Below are 17077 nucleotides of genomic sequence, written 5' to 3' on the forward strand. Positions count from 1 at the left end.
CAAGCCCCCCGGAAGGCGAGCATGAGCACTTCGCTGGATCGGCTGGCCGCGCGGTGCGCGGCGCTCCTCGGCCCGGACGCCGTGATCGGCGATCCGGTGCGGCTGCGCACCTACGAGTGCGACGGATTGACGACCCACCGGGCGGCGCCGGGCCTGGTGGTGCTGCCGGAGTCGGCGGAGCAGGTGGCGGCGATCGTGCGGGCGTGCGCGGCCGAGGGCGTCCCGTACGTGGCGCGCGGGTCGGGGACGGGCCTGTCGGGCGGCGCGCTCCCCCGCACCGACGGCGTGCTGATCGTGACGTCCCGGATGCGCCGCATCCTGGAGATCGACATCCCGAACCAGCGGGCCGTGGTCGAGCCCGGCGTGATCAACCTGGACGTGTCGCGGGCCGTCCGGCCGCACGGGTACTACTTCGCGCCGGACCCGTCCAGCCAGCAGATCTGCTCGGTCGGCGGGAACGTCGCGGAGAACTCGGGCGGAGCGCACTGCCTCAAATACGGCTTCACCGCGCACCACGTGCTCGCGTGCGAGGTCGTCACGCCGGACGGCGAGATCGTCCAGCTCGGCGAGGGGCCGGGCTACGACCTGCTCGGCGTGTTCGTCGGCGCCGAGGGCACGCTGGGCATCACCACCAAGATCACGGTGAAGCTGACGCGGGTGCCCGAGACCGTCCGGACGCTGCTGGCCGCGTTCGACTCCATCGAGGCCGGCGGGACGGCCGTGTCGGCGATCATCGGCGCGGGCGTGGTTCCCGCCGCGATCGAGATGATGGACGCGCTCGCGATCGAGGCCGCCGAGGCCGCCGTCGGCTGCGGCTATCCCGACGGCGCCGGCGCGGTGCTGATCGTGGAGCTGGACGGCCCGGACGGCGAGGTCGCCCACCAGTTCGACCAGGTCGAGCGCCTGTGCCGGGACGCGGGCGCGTTCGAGGTCCGGGTCGCGGCCGACGACGCCGAGCGCGCGCTGATCTGGACGGGCCGCAAGTCCGCGTTCGCCGCCGTCGGCCGGATCAGCCCCGCCTACCTCGTCCAGGACGGCGTGATCCCGCGCACCGCGCTGCCCGGCGTCCTCGCCCGGATCGACGCGCTGTCGGCGGCGTCGGGCGTGCGCGTCGCGAACGTGTTCCACGCGGGCGACGGCAACCTGCACCCGCTCGTGCTGTTCGACGACGCCGAGGAGGGCGCGGCCGAACGCGCGGAGGAGGTGTCCGGCGCGATCCTCGACCTGTGCGTGGAGCACGGCGGGTCGATCACCGGCGAGCACGGCGTCGGCGTGGACAAGGCCCGCTACATGCCGCGCATGTTCACCGCCGAGGACCTGGACACCATGCAGATGGTCCGGTGCGGATTCGACCCGACGGGCCTGTGCAACCCGGGGAAGGTGTTCCCGACGCCCCGGCTGTGCGGGGAGGTCCCGGGCGTGCGCAAGGGCCCGCATCCGCTGGTCGCCGAGGGGAAGGCGGAGCTGTTCTGATGGACGCGCTGGACGCGCTGGCCGGGGCGTGCGCCGACGTCCGCCCCGCCGCACCCGAAGAGGGCGTGCTCGGGGTCGCCCCCCGGTTCGTCGCCGCCCCCGCGACGGTCGAGGAGGCGTCGGCGCTGCTGCGCGCGGCGGCCGGCCACGGGCTCGCGGTCGTCGCGCGCGGCGGCGAGACCCGCCTGGACTGGGGTCCGCCGCCCGCCCGCTGCGACCTGCTCGTGGACACGCGGCGCCTCGACCGGATCGTGGAGCACGCGGCGGGCGACCTGGTGGTGACGGCCGAGGCCGGGGTGCCGCTGGACGTCCTGAACGCGGCGCTCGCCGAGCACGGCCAGCGGCTCGCGCTCGACGGCGCGCCGCCGGGGAGCACGGTCGGCGGGACGGTCGCGGCGGGCGCCGCCGGGCCACTGCGCCTGCTCTACGGGACGCCGCGCGATCTCGTCATCGGGCTGACGATCGTCCGGGCGGACGGGACGGTCGCGCGCTCGGGCGGCAAGGTCGTGAAGAACGTCGCGGGCTACGACCTCGGACGGTTGTTCGCGGGCTCGTTCGGCACGCTCGGCCTGATCGTGTCCGCGACGTTCCGGCTGCACCCGCTGCCCGCCGCTCGCGCGTTCGTTTCCCAGACCTACGGCAGCGCGGCGGAGGCGTACGACGCCGTCCACGCGGTGCTGCACGGCCAGGCAGCGGCGGCGGCGATCGAGTGCGCGACGACGCCCGGCGCGGGGTACCGCGTGGACGTCCTGCTGGAGGGCGTCGCCGAGGCGCTGCCCGCGCGCGCCGACCGCGTCGCGTCCCTGATCGGCGGGACGGTCGCGGCGACCGCCCCGGACGGCTGGGGCGCCTACCCGGACGGCTCCACGCTCGTCGAGACGTCCGTCCCGCCCGCGTCGCTGAAGGACCTGCTCACCGGCCCGCACGCGGAGACCGCCGCGCTGACCTGGTCGGCGAGCGGCCACGGCTGGGCCGGGCTGCCCGCCGGGACGGCCCCCGAACGCGTCGTGGACGTCCTGGCGGCGCTGCGCGGCGTCGGCGGGGCGGTCGTGCGGTTCGCGCCCGAGGACGTCCGCGCGGCCGTGGACGTCTGGGGCTCCGTCCCGGCACTGGCGCTGATGCGGCGCGTCAAGGACCAGTTCGATCCGGAGCACCGGCTGTCCCCGGGGCGTTTCGCGGGAGGAATCTGATGGACGCCGAGACGCCGCGCGACAGGCAGAACCTGCTGGGCGACTGCGTCCACTGCGGGTTCTGTCTTCCGACGTGTCCCACGTACGTGCTGTGGGGCGAGGAGATGGACTCCCCGCGCGGGCGCATCCACCTCATGGCCCAGCGCGAGGAGGGCGCTCCGCTCGCGCCGATGGTGCAGCACTTCGACCAGTGCCTCGGGTGCATGGCGTGCGTGACGGCGTGCCCGTCCGGCGTCCAGTACGACCGGCTCATCGAGACGACGCGCGCCGAGGTGGAGGACGAGCACCCGAGGCCGCTGCGCGAACGCGTCCTGCGCGAGGCGGTGTTCCGGCTGTTCCCCTACCGGCGGCGGCTGCGGGCCGTGCGCGGGCCGCTGCGTCTCTACCAGCGGTCGGGGCTGCCCGCGCTGGTGCGCCGCAGCGGCGTGCTGGAGCGGATCTCGCCGACGCTGGCCGCGATGGAACGGCTCGCGCCGCCGCTCGGCCCGGCGCCCCGGCTGCCCGAGCGCGTCGCGGCGCGCGGCGGACGGCGTGCGACCGTCGGGATGCTGACCGGCTGCGTGCAGGGCGAGTTCTTCCCCGGCGTCAACGCGGCGACCGCGCGCGTGCTGGCGCTGGAGGGCTGCGACGTCGTCATCCCGCGCGACCAGGGCTGCTGCGGCGCGCTGTCGCTGCACTCCGGACGCGCCGAAGAGGCCGCCGCGTTCGCCCGCGCGACGATCGAGACGTTCGAGTCCGTGGACGTCGTCGTCGTGAACGCGGCGGGCTGCGGGTCGTCCATGAAGGAGTACGCGGACGTTCTGGCGGGCGACCCCGCGTGGGCGCGGCGCGCGGCGGCGGTCGCGGCCAAGACCCGCGACTTCGCCGAGTTCGTGGACGAGCTGGGTCCGCGCGCCGAACGCCACCCGGTGCCCGCGACCGTCGCCTACCACGACGCGTGCCACCTGTCCCATGCGCAGCGGATCCGCAGCCAGCCCCGGCGGCTGCTCGCGGGGATCCCGGAGCTGACCGTCCGGGAGATCGCCGACCCGGACGTCTGCTGCGGCTCGGCCGGGACCTACAACCTGTTCCAGCCCGAGGCCGCCGCGCAGCTCGGCGACCGCAAGGCGGGGACGGTCCGCGCGACCGGCGCCGAACTGCTCGTCGCCGCCAACCCCGGCTGCTCGCTCCAGATCGCGACCGCCCTGCGCCGCCAGGGCACCGACATCGCCGTCGCGCACACCGCGCAGGTGCTGGACGCGTCGCTGCGCGGCCTCGGTCGCGCCGCGCTGCTCTGAAAGGGCGTACGTGGAACCGAAGGACATCGACGTCGTCCTGTTCGACGTCTTCGGCACGCTGACCGACTGGTGGACGAGCGTGGCCGGAGAGCTGACGGACGCCGGGGCCGCCGCCGGGGTCGAGGCCGACTGGCCCGCCGTCACGACCGCGTGGCGGCGGCACTACCGGCCCGCGATCCACCGGGCGCTCGCCGGGGACGTGTCCCTGCGCTCCACCGACGCCCTGCACCGGTTCACGCTGGACGCGGCGCTCGCCGACCACGGCGTGACCGGATTCGGCGACGCCGACCGCGCCGGGCTCGTCCGGGCCTGGCACCGGCTGCGCCCGTGGCCCGACGCGGCGCCGGGCCTGGAGCGGCTGCACGCGGGACGGCTCGTCACCGGCACGCTGTCCAACGGCGGCGTCGGCCTGCTCACGCGCCTGGCCAAGCGCGCCGGGCTGCGGTTCGACTGCGTGCTGTCGGCGGAGCTGGCCGGGACGTTCAAGCCCGACCCGCGCGTCTACCGCCGGGCCGCCGAACTCCTGGACGTCGAGCCGCGCCGGATCCTGCTGACGGCCTGCCACCCCGACGACCTCGAAGCCGCGGCCGGGACCGGCTTCCGCACCGCCTACCTCCCGCGTCCGCACGAGTGGGGGCCGGACGCGCGGCCCGTCGACCCGCCCGCAGGCGTCGACCTCATCGTGTCCGACGTCCTGGCGCTCGCCCGCGCCCTGGCCGACTGACCGGCGCTTTCATCCTTGGGCGTGGAGAATCGCCGCCGTATTTATCACTTAACAGCACTTCACCCGCCGATCCGGACTTCCGGTATCGTGTCCAGCCCTGTTCCGGACGCCAGTTGAGGGAGCACGGGAACCACCATGCCCACGCCGACCACCCCGCCCGGTCCCCGCAGTTCCCACCGCCGCCGCAAGCAGGGCGGCGGCGCCGGACGCCTCGGCCTCGCCGGCGCGGTCACCGGCGTCGTCGGCATCGCGGCGGTCGCGGGCGTGATCGTCTGGCTGCGGCCGGGCGCCGACGCGGGCCCGGCGACGTCCCCGCCCCCGTCGCTCGCCGGGCAGGGTTCGGGACCCGGCGGCCTCCCGGCGGCCCGCAAGCCCGCCACCGGCCCGGCGCAGACCTTCAACACCCCCGAGGGGTACGGCTACGCGCTCGGCGCGGCGCGGGCCAGCGTCACCGCGACGCCCCCGAAGACCGCCGAGAAGGCCGCGCGGGGCTCGCGGTACGCCTACGCCGACTACGTGCTCACGAACACGCAGCGCCGTCCCGTCCTGCTGGACTACCCCGCCGACCTGTTCCTGCCGCGCTCGCAGGTGGACGCGCACTACCGCTCCCGGTGCATGCCGCAGCCGGGCATCCCCACGTCGATGTGCACGCTGCCGAACCACAGCGCGGTCATCGCGCGCCTCGGCGGCGCGGCGGCCCCGCAGGCCGAGGACGGGGACACGATGATCCCCGCCGGGGCCTCCTACCTCGTCCGGATCGCGACCGACCTGCCCGTCCGCCCCGGCCTGCGCCCGGACGAGATCAGGCTGTACGTCTGGAACGCCCGCTACACCAGCGACCGCAAGGGCGTCCCGCTCGACTTCCCCTAGGGACGCGTGAAGCCGATGTCCTCGTAGGCGGGCTCGGAGAAGCCGTTCGCGCCGAGGTTGGCCAGGCCGCGCCGCACCGCGACGATCTGCGGGCGCCGGTAGAGCGGCAGGACCGTCGCGTCGCGCCACAGCAGCCGGTCGGCCCGGTCGAGGAAGGCGCGGGCGCGGCGGGGGTCGCCCGCCGACGCCGCCGCGCGGTCCATCGCCCGGTCGATCGCGGCGGTGCCGTGCCGGGCGTAGTTCCGGAGCACGCCGTCGCCGGACGGACGCGCGAACGCCGCGCGCATCGCCGACGCGGGGAACGGCGTCCCGAGCCAGGTGAACGGGACGACGTCGAACGCGCCCGGCGCCACGTACCGGTCGAACAGGTCGTCCGCCGGGACGATCCGGACGTCGACCCGGATCCCGACGTTCCCTAGCATCGCCCGCGTCAGCTCGGCCTCCGGCTCGGCGCCGGGCACGCCCGCCGGGAGGACGAACCGCAGCGCGAGCGTCCGTCCGGCGCGCGTCCGGTAGCGGCCGTGGCGGCGCCAGCCGGCCGCGTCCAGCAGCCGGCGCGCGGCGGCCGGGTCGTGCGGCGGCGCGTTGTCGCGGTAGCCGGGCAGGCCGGGCATGAGGAAGTGGTTCCCGAGCGGTTGGACAGGCCAGTCGAGGTCGGCGAGGTCGGCCCGCGCGAGCGCGGCGCGGTCCAGCGCGGCGAACACCGCGCGCCGCACCCGCACGTCGGCCAGCGCCGGACGGGCGGCGTTCAGCGTCAGGTGCCGCCAGTCCGGCCCGGCCGCGCGCCGCACCGCCGCGCCCGGCACCGACGCGACGCGCCGCAGCGCCGCCGCGTCCGTCCCGACGTCGAGCAGGTCGATCTCGCCGCCGGCGAACGCGCCGGGCAGCGCGGCGGCGTCCAGCGCGCGGAACACGATCCGGTCGAGGCGGGCGGGCCGGCCCCACCAGGCGGGGTCGCGGACGAGCGCGACGGTCTGCCGCGTCCGGTCGATCCGCGCGACGCGGAACGGCCCGGCGGTGACGGGGAACCGGTTCGTCCAGGCCCGGTCGAACGCGTCGGGCGTCGCCGTCCGCGACGCCGGGTAGAGCGGGCTGAACAGGCCGCGCCAGTCGGCGTACGGACGCGCGAACACGACCCGCACCTCGCCGGGCGCCGGCCCCGCCTCGACCCGCGCGATCCGCCGGTACCCGGTGACCGTCGCGGCGCGGAAGCGCGGGTCGGCGCCCGACAGCGCGCGGGCCTGCGCGGCGAAGTCGGCGACGCCGAGCCTGCGGCCGTCCGACCAGCGGGCCGCCGGATTCAGCCGGTACGTCACGACCTGCCGGGGACGCAGCCGCGTCACCCGCGCCGACAGCAGGTATTCCGGCACCGGATGCGCGACGGCGCGGGCGTCCGAGCGCATCAGCACCGGCAGGACGGCCCGGACCACCGTGGCGACCGCGCTCCGGTGCCCGTCGGCGTGGTTCACGTTCCACTGGACGGGGAACTCCGGCAGCGGCCAGCGCAGCGTCCCGCCCGTCCGGACCTCGGCGCGCGGGGCCGGGTTGACGTCGGCCGGCGGCGGGACGGGCGGCGGCCCGGCGGCCTCCCCGCAGCCGCCGGGCGGGGCGACCAGCAGCGGAGCGACGGCCAGGAGGGTCCGGGCCCTCACCGGGGCACGCGGTGGCAGGCCGCGTCCTGGTCGGCCCCGGGGACGGGCACGGCCTGCGGTTCGTCGTGCTCGCAGCGGTGCCGCGTCTCGGCGTCCAGCGCCGCGAACGCCGGGCAGCGCGGACGGAACCGGCAGCCCGCGACGGGCGCGGACGGGTCCGGCGGATCGCCGCGCAGCGTCCGGCGCCGCGCGTCCCGCCCGGACGGGTCGGGCACCGGGACCGCGTCCAGCAGCGCCCGCGTGTACGGGTGCGCCGGGGACCCGTACACCGCGCCGACCGCGCCCTGCTCGACGATCCGCCCGTTGTACATGACCGCCACGCGGTCGGCCATGCGGCGCACGACCGCGAGGTCGTGCGACACGAACACGTACGCGAGGCCGAGCCGGGCCTGGAGGTCCTGGAGCAGGTCCATGATCTGGGCCTGGACGGACACGTCGAGCGACGCGACCGGCTCGTCCAGCAGCACCAGCCGGGGTTCCAGCGCGAGCGCGCGGGCGATGGCGACGCGCTGCCGCTGGCCCGACGACAGCGCGCCCGGATACCGGTCGGCGAGCGCGGGCTCCAGCCCGACGAGGTCCAGCAGCTCGGCGACGCGTCCGGGCACGGCGGCCCGCGCGACGCGGTGGGTGCGCAGCGGTTGCGCCAGGATCGCGCGGACCCGCATCCGAGGGTCCAGCGAGGACAGCGGGTCCTGGAACACGACCTGGAGGTCGCGGCGCAGCGCGCGGCGGCACGACGCCGTCAGCGCCGCCGTGTCGCGGCCGAGGACGGTGATCCGGCCGTGCTGCGGACGGTCCAGCCGCAGGATCTCCATGAGCACGGTCGTCTTGCCGCAGCCGGACTCGCCGACGAGCCCCAGCGTCTCGCCCGCGCCGACCTCCAGCGTGACGCCGTCCACCGCCCGGACGGGCCGTCCGCACGGCCGGGTCCGGCGCGGCGGGAAGTGCCGGACGAGCCCCGTCACGCGCAGCACCGCCGGGCGCCGGTCGCGCGGCGGGCGCGGCGGCGCGGACGGCGCGGGCGGGAACACGCGGGCCGGGTCGAGCGTCGCGGCCGGGTCCGCGCAGGCCACGCGGTGCCCGATGCCGACGAGCACCGGCTCGGGCGTCGCCGCGTCGCACGCCGGGCCGCCGACCGGGCAGCGGGGCCGGAACGCGCACGGCGCGGGCGGTCCCCCGGCGGGCGGCGGGGCGCCGGGGATCGGCGCGGGCCGGGCGGCGCCGTCCAGGCGCGGCAGCGACCCGAGCAGCCCGATCGTGTACGGCATCCGCGGGCGCCGGTACACGTCGCGGACGGGCCCGGACTCGGCCTCCCGTCCCGCGTACAGCACGACGACGCGGTCGGCGACCTCGGCGACGACGCCGAGGTCGTGGGTGATGAGGACGATCGCGGCGCCGGTGGCGTCCCGCGCGACGCGCAGCACGTCGAGGATCTGGGCCTGGACGGTCACGTCGAGCGCGGTCGTGGGCTCGTCCGCGACGATCGCGACCGGGTCGTTGGCGACGGCCATCGCGATCATCACGCGCTGCCGCATCCCGCCGGAGAGCTCGTGCGGGTGGGCGCGGGCGGTGCGCGGGGCGTCCGGGATCCCGACGAGGTCGAGCAGTTCGGCGGCGCGGGTGCGGGCGGCGCGGCGGGTCGCGCCCGCGTGCAGCCGGATCGTCTCGGCGATCTGGTCGCCGACCGGATGCGCGGGGGTGAGCGCCGACAGCGGGTTCTGGAACACCATCGCGAGGTCGCGGCCCCGCACCCGCGCGAGCTCGGCGTCGGACCGGCCGAGCAGTTCCGCGCCGCGCAGCCGCACCGACCCCCGCACCCGCGCGCCCGGCGGCAGCAGGCCGAGGACGGCGAGCGCGAGCGCCGACTTGCCCGACCCGGACTCGCCGACCACGCCGACGATCTCGCCCCCGGCCACGCTCAGGTCCAGCCCCCGGACGGCGTGGCGGTCCGGCGGGTAGGTGACGTGCAGGTCCCGGACGTCGAGGACGCTCACCGGCACCTCGCGGTCGCCGGGTCGAGGGCGTCGCGCAGGCCGTCGCCGAGCAGGTTGACGGCGAGGACGATCAGCACGAGCGGCCCGGCCGCCGCCGCGAACAGCCACGGGTAGCCGGGCGCGGCGGCGCGGGCGTCGGCGAGGAGCGTGCCGAGCGACACCCGCGGCGGCTGCGCGCCGAACCCGAGGTAGGCCAGGCCGCTCTCGGTGACGATCGCGAGGCTGACGTTCAGCGCGGCGTCCACGATCAGCAGCGACGCCAGGTGCGGCAGGATGTGCCGCACGACGACCCGGACCGGCCCGACGCCGAGGTACCGCGCGGCGCGCACGTAGTCGCGCCGGTTCAGTGAGAGCGTCATCGCCCGCACCATCCGCGCGGTGATCATCCACAGGAACGCGGCGATGAGCGGCACCAGCCCCGGCCCGCCGCCGAGCGACGGCGACAGCGCCGCGACGGCCAGGAACGACGGCAGGACGAGCAGCAGGTCGGCGCCGAACATGAGCAGCCGGTCCGCCCAGCCGCCGAGCACCCCGGCGGTCATCCCGACGACGGCGGCGAACCCGGTGGACAGCACGGCGACGAGCAGCCCGACGAGCAGCGACGTCCGCACGCCCTGCAACGTGAGCGCGAGGACGTCGCGTCCGCTCTGCGTGGTGCCGAGCCAGTGCGCGGCCGACGGCGGCGCGCGGAACGCCGAGTAGTCGATGCGCTCGCCGTCCCACGGCGCGACGAGCGGGCCGAGGAACGCGGCGAGGAACAGCGCGGACAGCAGCACGGCCCCGGCCGTCGTGCGGCGGTTGCCCGGCAGGCGGCGGGTCACGGCGCCGGCGTCCGGACCCGGGGGTCGAGCACGCAGCGCACCGCGTCGGACGCCAGGCCCGCGAGCACCACCGCGACGGCCGCGACGCAGTTGGCGGCGGCGACGACGTTGACGTCCCCGCGCACGATCGCCGTGACGACCCACTCGCCGAGGCCGTGCCACCCGAAGACCCGCTCGGTGAACACGCCCGTGAGCAGCGCGAGGCCCGCCGTGTAGGCGAAGTAGGTCGTCATCGGGACGAGCGCGGCGCGCAGGCCGTGGCGCAGCAGCGCGTCCCGGCGGCGCAGCCCCTTGGCGCGGGCGGTGCGGACGTGGTCGGCGTCGAGGACGTCCAGCGTCATCCCGCGCTGGTAGCGGCAGTACACCGCGAGCTGGGAGAGGGCGACGACCGCGGTGGGCAGCGCGAGGTGGCGCAGGCCGTCGGCGGTGCGGCCGAGGGCGCCGAACGTCCCGCCGGGCTCCCCGGCCCACGCGACGACCCGGACGCCCGTGGCCTCGTCCAGTTCCGTCGCGGCGAGCTGCGCGAGCACGGCCAGGACGAACACGGGCACGGCGAGCAGCAGGAACGTCCCGGCGGTGATGAGCCGGTCGGGCGCGGCGTCCCGGCGGGCCGCCGCGTACACCCCGAGCAGGACGCCGCCCGCGCAGCCGAGGACGGTCCCGGCGAGCAGCAGCCGCGCGCTGACCCACAGGCGCCGCCACAGCTCGCCCGCGACGGGCTCGCCGTCCAGCGTGCGCCCGAAGTCGCCGTGCAGCACGCCGGTCGCCCACGCGCGGTAGCGCCCGACGAGCGGCTCGTCGGCGCCCCGGTACGTCCCGGCGGACGCGGCGGGCGGCGGCGCGGACCGCTCGCACGGGTGCAGCGCCGCCGCCGCGAGCAGGTAGGCGAAACTCACGGCCACGAGCGCCAGCACCGTGTGCCCCGCGAGCCGGCGCAGCAGAAAGCTCCCCATCCCTCCCCTTCACCCACAGGACGGTAACGAAATGCTACCGCCTGGTCACGGAATGATGGGGTGGATCGCTGGACTGCGTAAAGACCGTCCCGTCCCGCCGTGCGCTGTGCCCGTCAGGCCGCGTGGACGGGCTCGTGCTCGGCGGCGCGGGCGCGGACGGCACCGGCGGCGAGCAGGAGCAGGCCCGCGACCGCCCAGCCCGCGAGGATCGCGAGCGGACGGCCCGCGCCGCTGCCGTCGAAGAACGCCGCCGAGCGGATCAGCGTGACGGCCGCGCCGGGCGGCAGCCACTGGCCGATCGCGCCCCACGGCTCGGGCAGCAGCTCGGGCGCCGACGCCGCGCCCGACAGCGGGTTGCCGAGCAGCAGGAACGTCAGCGCGCCCGCGCCGAGCCCGGCCTGCCCGAACGACGCCAGGCCCGTGACGGTACCCGCGACGGCGGCGACAGCGAGGGCGGTGCACGCCGCGACGGGCGCGTACGGGCCGGACAGCACGCCGAGCCAGCCCTGCGCGAGCGCGGTCGAGGCGAGCCCGCCGGCGACGGCGAACACCGCGACTCCGGCGGCGCGCCACGCGGCGGACCGCAGCGCGTACGTGAACAGGACCGACGCCCCGATGCCCGACATGATGAGCGGCAGGACGAGCGCGCCGAACCCCGCGCCGCGCGGATCGCTCGCCGGGAGCGGCGCGAGGTCCTCGACGCGCGCGGACGCCCCCGCCTGGGCGGGCTGGGCGATCTGCTCGAGCTGCTGCGCGACGACGGGCGAGGCGCCGGACGCCACGAGCACCCGCACGCCGGACGGCCCGGCGAGGAGCGCGCCGTAGGCGTCGCGGCCGGTGACCGCGGCGCGGGCGGCGGCCTCGTCCCGGACGGTCGTGACGTCGAACGCGCCGGGCCGCTCGCGCTCCAGCCGCTGCGCGACGGCGGCGGCGCCCGGCCCGGCGGCGACGATCGGGACGTCGCGCGGGGCGGTGCGGGCGGCGGGCCAGGCGAACGCGACCACCATGACGATCTGCAGGACGGCGCCGAGGAGGCCGACGCCGACGGCCCGGAGGGCCGGGGAGGACTGCATGATCACTTCCAAATAAAAGCGAACGTTCCTTCTCTTTACTGTCCCCAGCGTGGCACCGGGCGGTTCGGCTTGTCAAGAAACGGACGCTCGTTCTACATTCCGCTCATGCCCAAGGTCAGCGCCGCGCACCGCGAACGCCGCCGGCGCCAGATCCTGGACGCCGCGCTGGCCTGCTTCCTGCGCAAGGGCCTGCACGAGACGTCGATGCAGGACATCTTCGGCGAGTCCGGCCTGTCCGCCGGGGCGGTCTACCGCTACTTCCCGAGCAAAGATGAACTAATCAAGGCGATCACCGCCGAGACCAGCGCCGCGATGAACGCCACGTTCGTCCCGCTCATCACGCAGGACCCGCCCGCCCCGCTCCCCGCGGTCATCGCCGCCATCGGGCCGCGCATCGCCGAGCTGGCGCGCGAGGGCGGGCCGCTGCGCCTCGCCCCGCAGGCGTGGGCGCTCGTGCTGTCGGAACCCGGGCTCGGCGACCACGCCCGCGAGACGATGGCGATGCTCCGCGACCTGTGGATCGCCTACGCGGCGCGGCTGGCCGAGACCGGCGCGCTGCCGCCCGGCACCGACCACGTCGCGGTCGGCAAGACGATGTTCGCGCTGATGCACGGATTCCTGCTCCAGACCGTCGTCCTCGGCGACATCACGCCGGACGAACTGGCGACGGGCGTGGGCGCGCTGCCGCGTCCCGACCTTCGCGCCGCACGCGGCTGACCCCGTCCCGCACGCCACACCACGCTGTCCTGTCCAAGGGCGGACGCCCGTGGCGACCATGGCACCCGCCCGCAAGCTTTACGATTCATTTACTTTTTTCTTTCGGGGAGCGCGCATGGGCACCGTGGTCGACCGGTCGAGGACCGCACGCGCGGCCCTGGTCATCGCCGCCGCAGCCGTCGGCGCCGTCGCGGCGGCGCTGATCCTCGGCCACTGGGTCCATGACCCGCGACGGCTCGTGTGGTGGCATCCGGAGATCGTCATCGCGCTGTTCTGGACGCCCGTCGCGGCGCTCCTGCTGCGGCACCGGCCGAACCTGCGCGTCGGCTGGCTCATGCTCGGCTCGGGCCTGTGCGCGTCGGTGTACGTCCTGCTGCTGAACCTCGCGCCCTTCATGGCCGAGCACCACGTGCCCGGCGCCGGGTTCGTCCACTGGGTGAGCACGTGGCTGTGGGCGCTCGACACCTACGCGCTCACGCTCGTCCTGCCGCTGATCTTCCCCGACGGACGGCTCGTCTCCCGCTGGTTCCGGCCCGTCCTCGCCGTGGCCTGCGCGGTCCCGGTGATCGTCTGCGTCCACCTGACGGTCCACCCGGGCGTCCGGCAGTACGACCACGGCGTGTGGGTCTACCCGTTCCAGGACCTGCCGTTCCTGATCAGCGCCGCGATCCTCGGGCCGCTCGCGCTCGGCTTCCTCGCGCTCGGCATCCGGTTCGTCCGGTCCACCCCGGACGTGCGGCGGCAGATCGCCTGGGTGATCTACCCCGGCGTCTTCGCGCAGGGCATCACGTTCATCGGCGAGGCCGTGCCGATCGGGGACGCCACGCGCGACTTCGTCATCGCGGCCGTCCCGCTGTGCATCGCCATCGCCATCACCCGGTACCGGCTGTACGACATCGACCTGGTCTTCAGCCGGACGCTCGTCTACGCGGGGCTCGTCGCCGTCATCACCGGCGTCTACTTCGCGCTGGTCGCCGTCGCAAGCCAGGTCGCCGCCGACCACCTGCCCGTCGCGGGCCTGGTCGGCGCGATCGCGGCGGGCGCGGTGTTCGAGCCCGCCCGGCGGCGGCTCCAGCGCGCCGTGGACCGGCTCATGCACGGCGAACGCGACCCCTACCGCATCGCCGACCGGCTCAACCGGCGGCTGCAGAGCATCTCCGACCCGCGCGCCGCGCTCGCCACCGCCGCGACGACCGTCAAGGAGGCCCTGCACGCGACCGGCGTCCTGCTGGAGGTCGTGGACCGCGAAGGGCAGACGGTCTCGGTGACCTGCGGCGACCCGGGCGAGCGCGCCCAGTCGGTGCCGCTGGTCTGGCACAGCGAACCGGTCGGCCGGCTCGTCGTCGGGGTGACGCGGCGCAACGACCCGCGCATCGCCGCCGTCCTCGCCCGCAACCTCGCCGAACTGGCCAGCGCGACCCGGCTCGCCATCGACGTCCAGCGCTCCCGCGAGCGCATCCTGCGCACCCGCGAGGAGGAGCGGCGGCGGCTGCGCCGCGACCTGCACGACGGCCTCGGCCCCACCCTCGCCAGCATCGCGATGACCGTGGACGCCGCCCGCATCACGCTGCGCAACGATCCCGACGCCGCCGACGGGCTGCTGGAGGACCTGCGCACCACGATGGGCCAGGCGATCGGCGACATCCGCGACCTCGTCTACGGCCTGCGCCCGCCCGCGCTGGACGACCTCGGCCTCGCCGGGGCGATCCGCGCGCTCGGCGGCGTCGTCTCGACCGGCGACGGCCCGCACGTGGACGTCCAGGTGGACGGCGACCTCGACCGGCTCCCCGCCGCCGCCGAGGTGGCGGCGTACCGGATCGTCCAGGAGGCGCTGACCAACGTCTACCGGCACGCCAAGGCCGACACGGCGGTCGTCCGGCTGAGTTTGAACGGGGACCTGCACGTCTCGGTGGGCGACGACGGCGTCGGCGTCCACGGCCGCCAGAGCGCCGGGGTGGGCATGTCCTCGATGCGCGAGCGCGCGGCCGAACTCGGGGGTTCCTGCACGATCGGTCCCGCTCCCGGCGGCGGCACGCTCGTCAGCGCGCGGCTCCCGCTCAGCGGCCTGCCGCTCGCGAGCTGACCGGGCCTTCCCGCCGGTGGCAGGAGGGCCGGTGGCCGCCCCCCGCCAAGAAGGTCGCCACCGACCCTCGGCTCCGCCGGAACCCGGGGCTCCCATCCCGTGTTCCGGGGGCCTTCCACCAGAGGGTGTGCACGACTGAAGTTACGCGGCCCGGGTCCCGGCGCGGAGGGACCGAGGTCCCGTCTCTGCCGGGACCTCCGTCTCAGCTTGTGGACAGGGCCGCCGGATCGACCTCGCCCTCGGCCACGAGAACGGCCGGACCTGCGAGAAAGGCCGTCCCCTCGGTCAAGGTGACGGTCACCCGGCCGCCGGGGACGTCGACCGTCCAGCGGCCCGGCGGCACCGGTTCGGCGCCCGCGAGCCCGAGCGCCGCCGCCACGGCGACCGCGACCGTCCCGGTCCCGCAGGACCGGGTCTCGCCCGCCCCGCGCTCGTGGACGCGCATCTCGACGTGGTGGTCGCCGACCGGACGGAAGAACTCCACGTTCACGCCGTGCGGGTAGACCGACCGGTCGAACCCGGGCGCGGTGCCGAGGTCCAGGACGGCGACGGGCTCGTCCACGCGGCACGCCAGGTGCGGGTTGCCGATCGACACGCTGACGCCCGGGAACTCCCGGTCGCCGAGGGTGGCGACGCTCGTCCCGAAGTAGTCGGGGACGCCCATGTCCACGCGGACGTCGCCGTCCGCGCCGAGCGCCACTCGGCGCGGGCCCGAGCGGGTCGCGACGTTCCATTCGCCGGGCTCGGCCAGGCCCGCGTCGACCAGGTACCGCGCGAAGACCCGGACGCCGTTGCCGCACATCTCGGCGACGCTGCCGTCGCCGTTGCGGTAGTCCATGAACCACTCGGCGTCCTGGCCGGCGGCCTCGGGGTCGGCCTTCGCCCGGACGGCGCGCAGCACGCCGTCCGCCCCGATCCCCGCGCGGCGGTCGCACAGCCGGGCGACGAACGACGGCGTCAGCTCCAGCTCGCCGTCCGGATCGGGCAGGATGACGAAGTCGTTCTCGGTCCCGTGGCCCTTGAGAAAACGCATGTCCCGATCGTAGGCGTCACGCGGCGGCCAGGGCGCGGTCGACCAGGTCGGGGGCGTCGTAGGGCAGCCACCGCACGCGCGGGTCGCGCCGGAACCACGACTCCTGGCGGCGCGCGAACCGCCGCGTGAGCCGGATCGTCTCGTCCCTGGCGTGCTCCTCGGTCCACTCGCCCGCGAGGAACCGGAGCACCTGCTGGTAGCCGAGCGCGCGGCTCGCGGTGACGCCCCGGCGGAGCCCGGCCCGCTCCAGCCGCCGGACCTCGTCGACCAGGCCCGCGTCCCACATCCGTCCGACGCGCAGCGCGATCCGCTCGTCCAGCTCGGGACGCGGGACGCTCAGCCCGATCTGGACGGCGTCGAACCGGTACCGGTGCGCGGGGAGCGTCGCGCTGAACGGCCGTCCGGTGATCTCCACGACCTCCAGCGCCCGGACGACGCGGCGGCCGTTGCCGGGCAGGATCGCGTCCGCCGCCGCCGGGTCCAGGCCGCGCAGCCGCTCGTGCAGGACGCCGGGGCCGTGCTCGGCCAGCTCCGCCTCCAGCCGGGCGCGGACGGCCGGGTCGGTGCCGGGGAACTCCAGATGGTCCAGCGCGGCGCGCACGTAGAGGCCGGACCCGCCGACCAGGACCGGTGTCCGCCCGCGCGCCCGGACGTCCTCGATCGCGTCGGCGGCGAGCTTCTGGTACTCGGCGACGCTGGCGGTCTCGGTGACGTCCCACACGTCCAGCAGATGGTGCGGCACGCCGCGCGTCTCGGCCGGGGTGAGCTTCGCGGTGCCGACGTCCATGCCCCGGTAGAGCTGCATCGAGTCCGCGTTGACCGCCTCGCCGCCGAGGCGCAGCGCCAGCTCGACGGCCAGGTCGGACTTTCCGGACGCCGTGGGGCCGACGACGGCGATCACGTCAGGTGCTGCCACGCGCTTAATTGTGACGCCATCGGGGAGGGGACGGACCGAACGGGCGCCGGGACCCCCGTCCCGCCGCCACCGGACCCGACGATCGGAGGACCCCATGCCGTTCATGGACAAGGTCAAGGAGATGCTCGGGAAGAACGCCGCCAAGGCCCGGCAGGGCGTGGAACGCGGCGGCGACATGATCGACAAGAGGACCGGCGGCAAGTACGCCGACAAGACCGACAAGGTGCAGAACAAGGCCAACGACTACATCGGCACCCAGGAGCGCTCCGGGAGCCGGAACGACACGCGCGGCACCTGACCG

At 76.0% G+C, this 17077-nt stretch carries 15 protein-coding genes; 8 read left to right on the plus strand and 7 right to left on the minus strand.

The window, feature by feature from the left end:
• The first annotated feature begins 21 nt into the window (after positions 1-21).
• The 5 genes from BTM25_RS14900 to BTM25_RS14920 all read left to right on the plus strand — a co-directional run bounded on the left by BTM25_RS14900 (position 22) and on the right by BTM25_RS14920 (position 5534).
• On the plus strand, positions 22-1473 hold the full coding sequence (locus BTM25_RS14900) for an FAD-linked oxidase C-terminal domain-containing protein (RefSeq protein WP_103563505.1): 1452 nt from the start codon (positions 22-24) through the stop codon (positions 1471-1473).
• Positions 1473-2663 (plus strand): FAD-binding oxidoreductase, encoded by a 1191-nt coding sequence (locus BTM25_RS14905; protein ID WP_103563506.1) that lies wholly within the window; start codon positions 1473-1475, stop codon positions 2661-2663. The genes BTM25_RS14900 and BTM25_RS14905 overlap by 1 nt, the downstream gene beginning before the upstream one ends.
• A complete protein-coding gene (locus BTM25_RS14910; RefSeq protein WP_103563507.1) occupies positions 2663-3940 on the plus strand; it encodes a (Fe-S)-binding protein in 1278 nt (425 codons plus the stop codon). The genes BTM25_RS14905 and BTM25_RS14910 overlap by 1 nt, the downstream gene beginning before the upstream one ends.
• Before the next feature lie 10 nt (positions 3941-3950).
• Complete coding sequence (locus BTM25_RS14915; RefSeq protein ID WP_103563508.1) at positions 3951-4664, plus strand: haloacid dehalogenase type II; 714 nt, start codon at positions 3951-3953, stop codon at positions 4662-4664.
• 135 nt (positions 4665-4799) lie between these two features.
• Positions 4800-5534, plus strand: coding sequence for a hypothetical protein (locus tag BTM25_RS14920; RefSeq protein ID WP_103563509.1), 735 nt, complete (start codon positions 4800-4802; stop codon positions 5532-5534).
• Here BTM25_RS14920 and BTM25_RS14925 read toward each other — a convergent pair.
• The 5 genes from BTM25_RS14925 to BTM25_RS14945 form a co-directional block, all read right to left on the minus strand.
• On the minus strand, positions 5531-7186 hold the full coding sequence (locus tag BTM25_RS14925) for an ABC transporter family substrate-binding protein (RefSeq protein ID WP_103563510.1): 1656 nt from the start codon (positions 7184-7186) through the stop codon (positions 5531-5533). The two genes, BTM25_RS14920 and BTM25_RS14925, sit on opposite strands and share 4 nt — an antisense overlap.
• Positions 7183-9180, minus strand: coding sequence for a dipeptide ABC transporter ATP-binding protein (locus tag BTM25_RS14930; protein WP_103564644.1), 1998 nt, complete (start codon positions 9178-9180; stop codon positions 7183-7185). Before BTM25_RS14930 ends, BTM25_RS14925 begins: the two co-directional genes overlap by 4 nt.
• Positions 9177-10001, minus strand: a complete 825-nt coding sequence (locus tag BTM25_RS14935) for an ABC transporter permease (protein WP_103563511.1) — start codon at positions 9999-10001, stop codon at positions 9177-9179. The genes BTM25_RS14930 and BTM25_RS14935 overlap by 4 nt, the downstream gene beginning before the upstream one ends.
• A complete protein-coding gene (locus BTM25_RS14940) occupies positions 9998-10954 on the minus strand; it encodes an ABC transporter permease (RefSeq protein ID WP_103563512.1) in 957 nt (318 codons plus the stop codon). Before BTM25_RS14940 ends, BTM25_RS14935 begins: the two co-directional genes overlap by 4 nt.
• Positions 10955-11067: 113 nt before the next feature.
• Positions 11068-12027: a hypothetical protein gene (locus BTM25_RS14945; RefSeq protein WP_103564645.1), complete on the minus strand. Its 960-nt coding sequence runs from the start codon at positions 12025-12027 to the stop codon at positions 11068-11070.
• 105 nt (positions 12028-12132) lie between these two features.
• Here BTM25_RS14945 and BTM25_RS14950 point away from each other — a divergent pair, with 105 nt between their 5' ends.
• Entirely contained in the window at positions 12133-12744 is a 612-nt protein-coding gene (locus BTM25_RS14950) for a TetR/AcrR family transcriptional regulator (protein WP_103563513.1), read from the plus strand.
• A gap of 115 nt (positions 12745-12859) precedes the next feature.
• Positions 12860-14827: a sensor histidine kinase gene (locus BTM25_RS14955; RefSeq protein WP_103563514.1), complete on the plus strand. Its 1968-nt coding sequence runs from the start codon at positions 12860-12862 to the stop codon at positions 14825-14827.
• A gap of 202 nt (positions 14828-15029) precedes the next feature.
• On the opposite strand, the gene dapF is transcribed toward BTM25_RS14955, so the two are convergent.
• Positions 15030-15860, minus strand: coding sequence for a diaminopimelate epimerase (gene dapF / locus BTM25_RS14960; RefSeq protein WP_103563515.1), 831 nt, complete (start codon positions 15858-15860; stop codon positions 15030-15032).
• A gap of 16 nt (positions 15861-15876) precedes the next feature.
• Positions 15877-16761 (minus strand): tRNA (adenosine(37)-N6)-dimethylallyltransferase MiaA, encoded by an 885-nt coding sequence (gene miaA / locus BTM25_RS14965; RefSeq protein ID WP_205648187.1) that lies wholly within the window; start codon positions 16759-16761, stop codon positions 15877-15879.
• 109 nt (positions 16762-16870) lie between these two features.
• Between miaA and BTM25_RS14970 the strand changes: the two genes are divergently transcribed.
• On the plus strand, positions 16871-17074 hold the full coding sequence (locus tag BTM25_RS14970) for an antitoxin (protein WP_103563517.1): 204 nt from the start codon (positions 16871-16873) through the stop codon (positions 17072-17074).
• Positions 17075-17077 lie beyond the last annotated feature (3 nt).

This window comes from Actinomadura rubteroloni (assembly GCF_002911665.1).
Lineage (GTDB): Bacteria > Actinomycetota > Actinomycetes > Streptosporangiales > Streptosporangiaceae > Spirillospora > Spirillospora rubteroloni.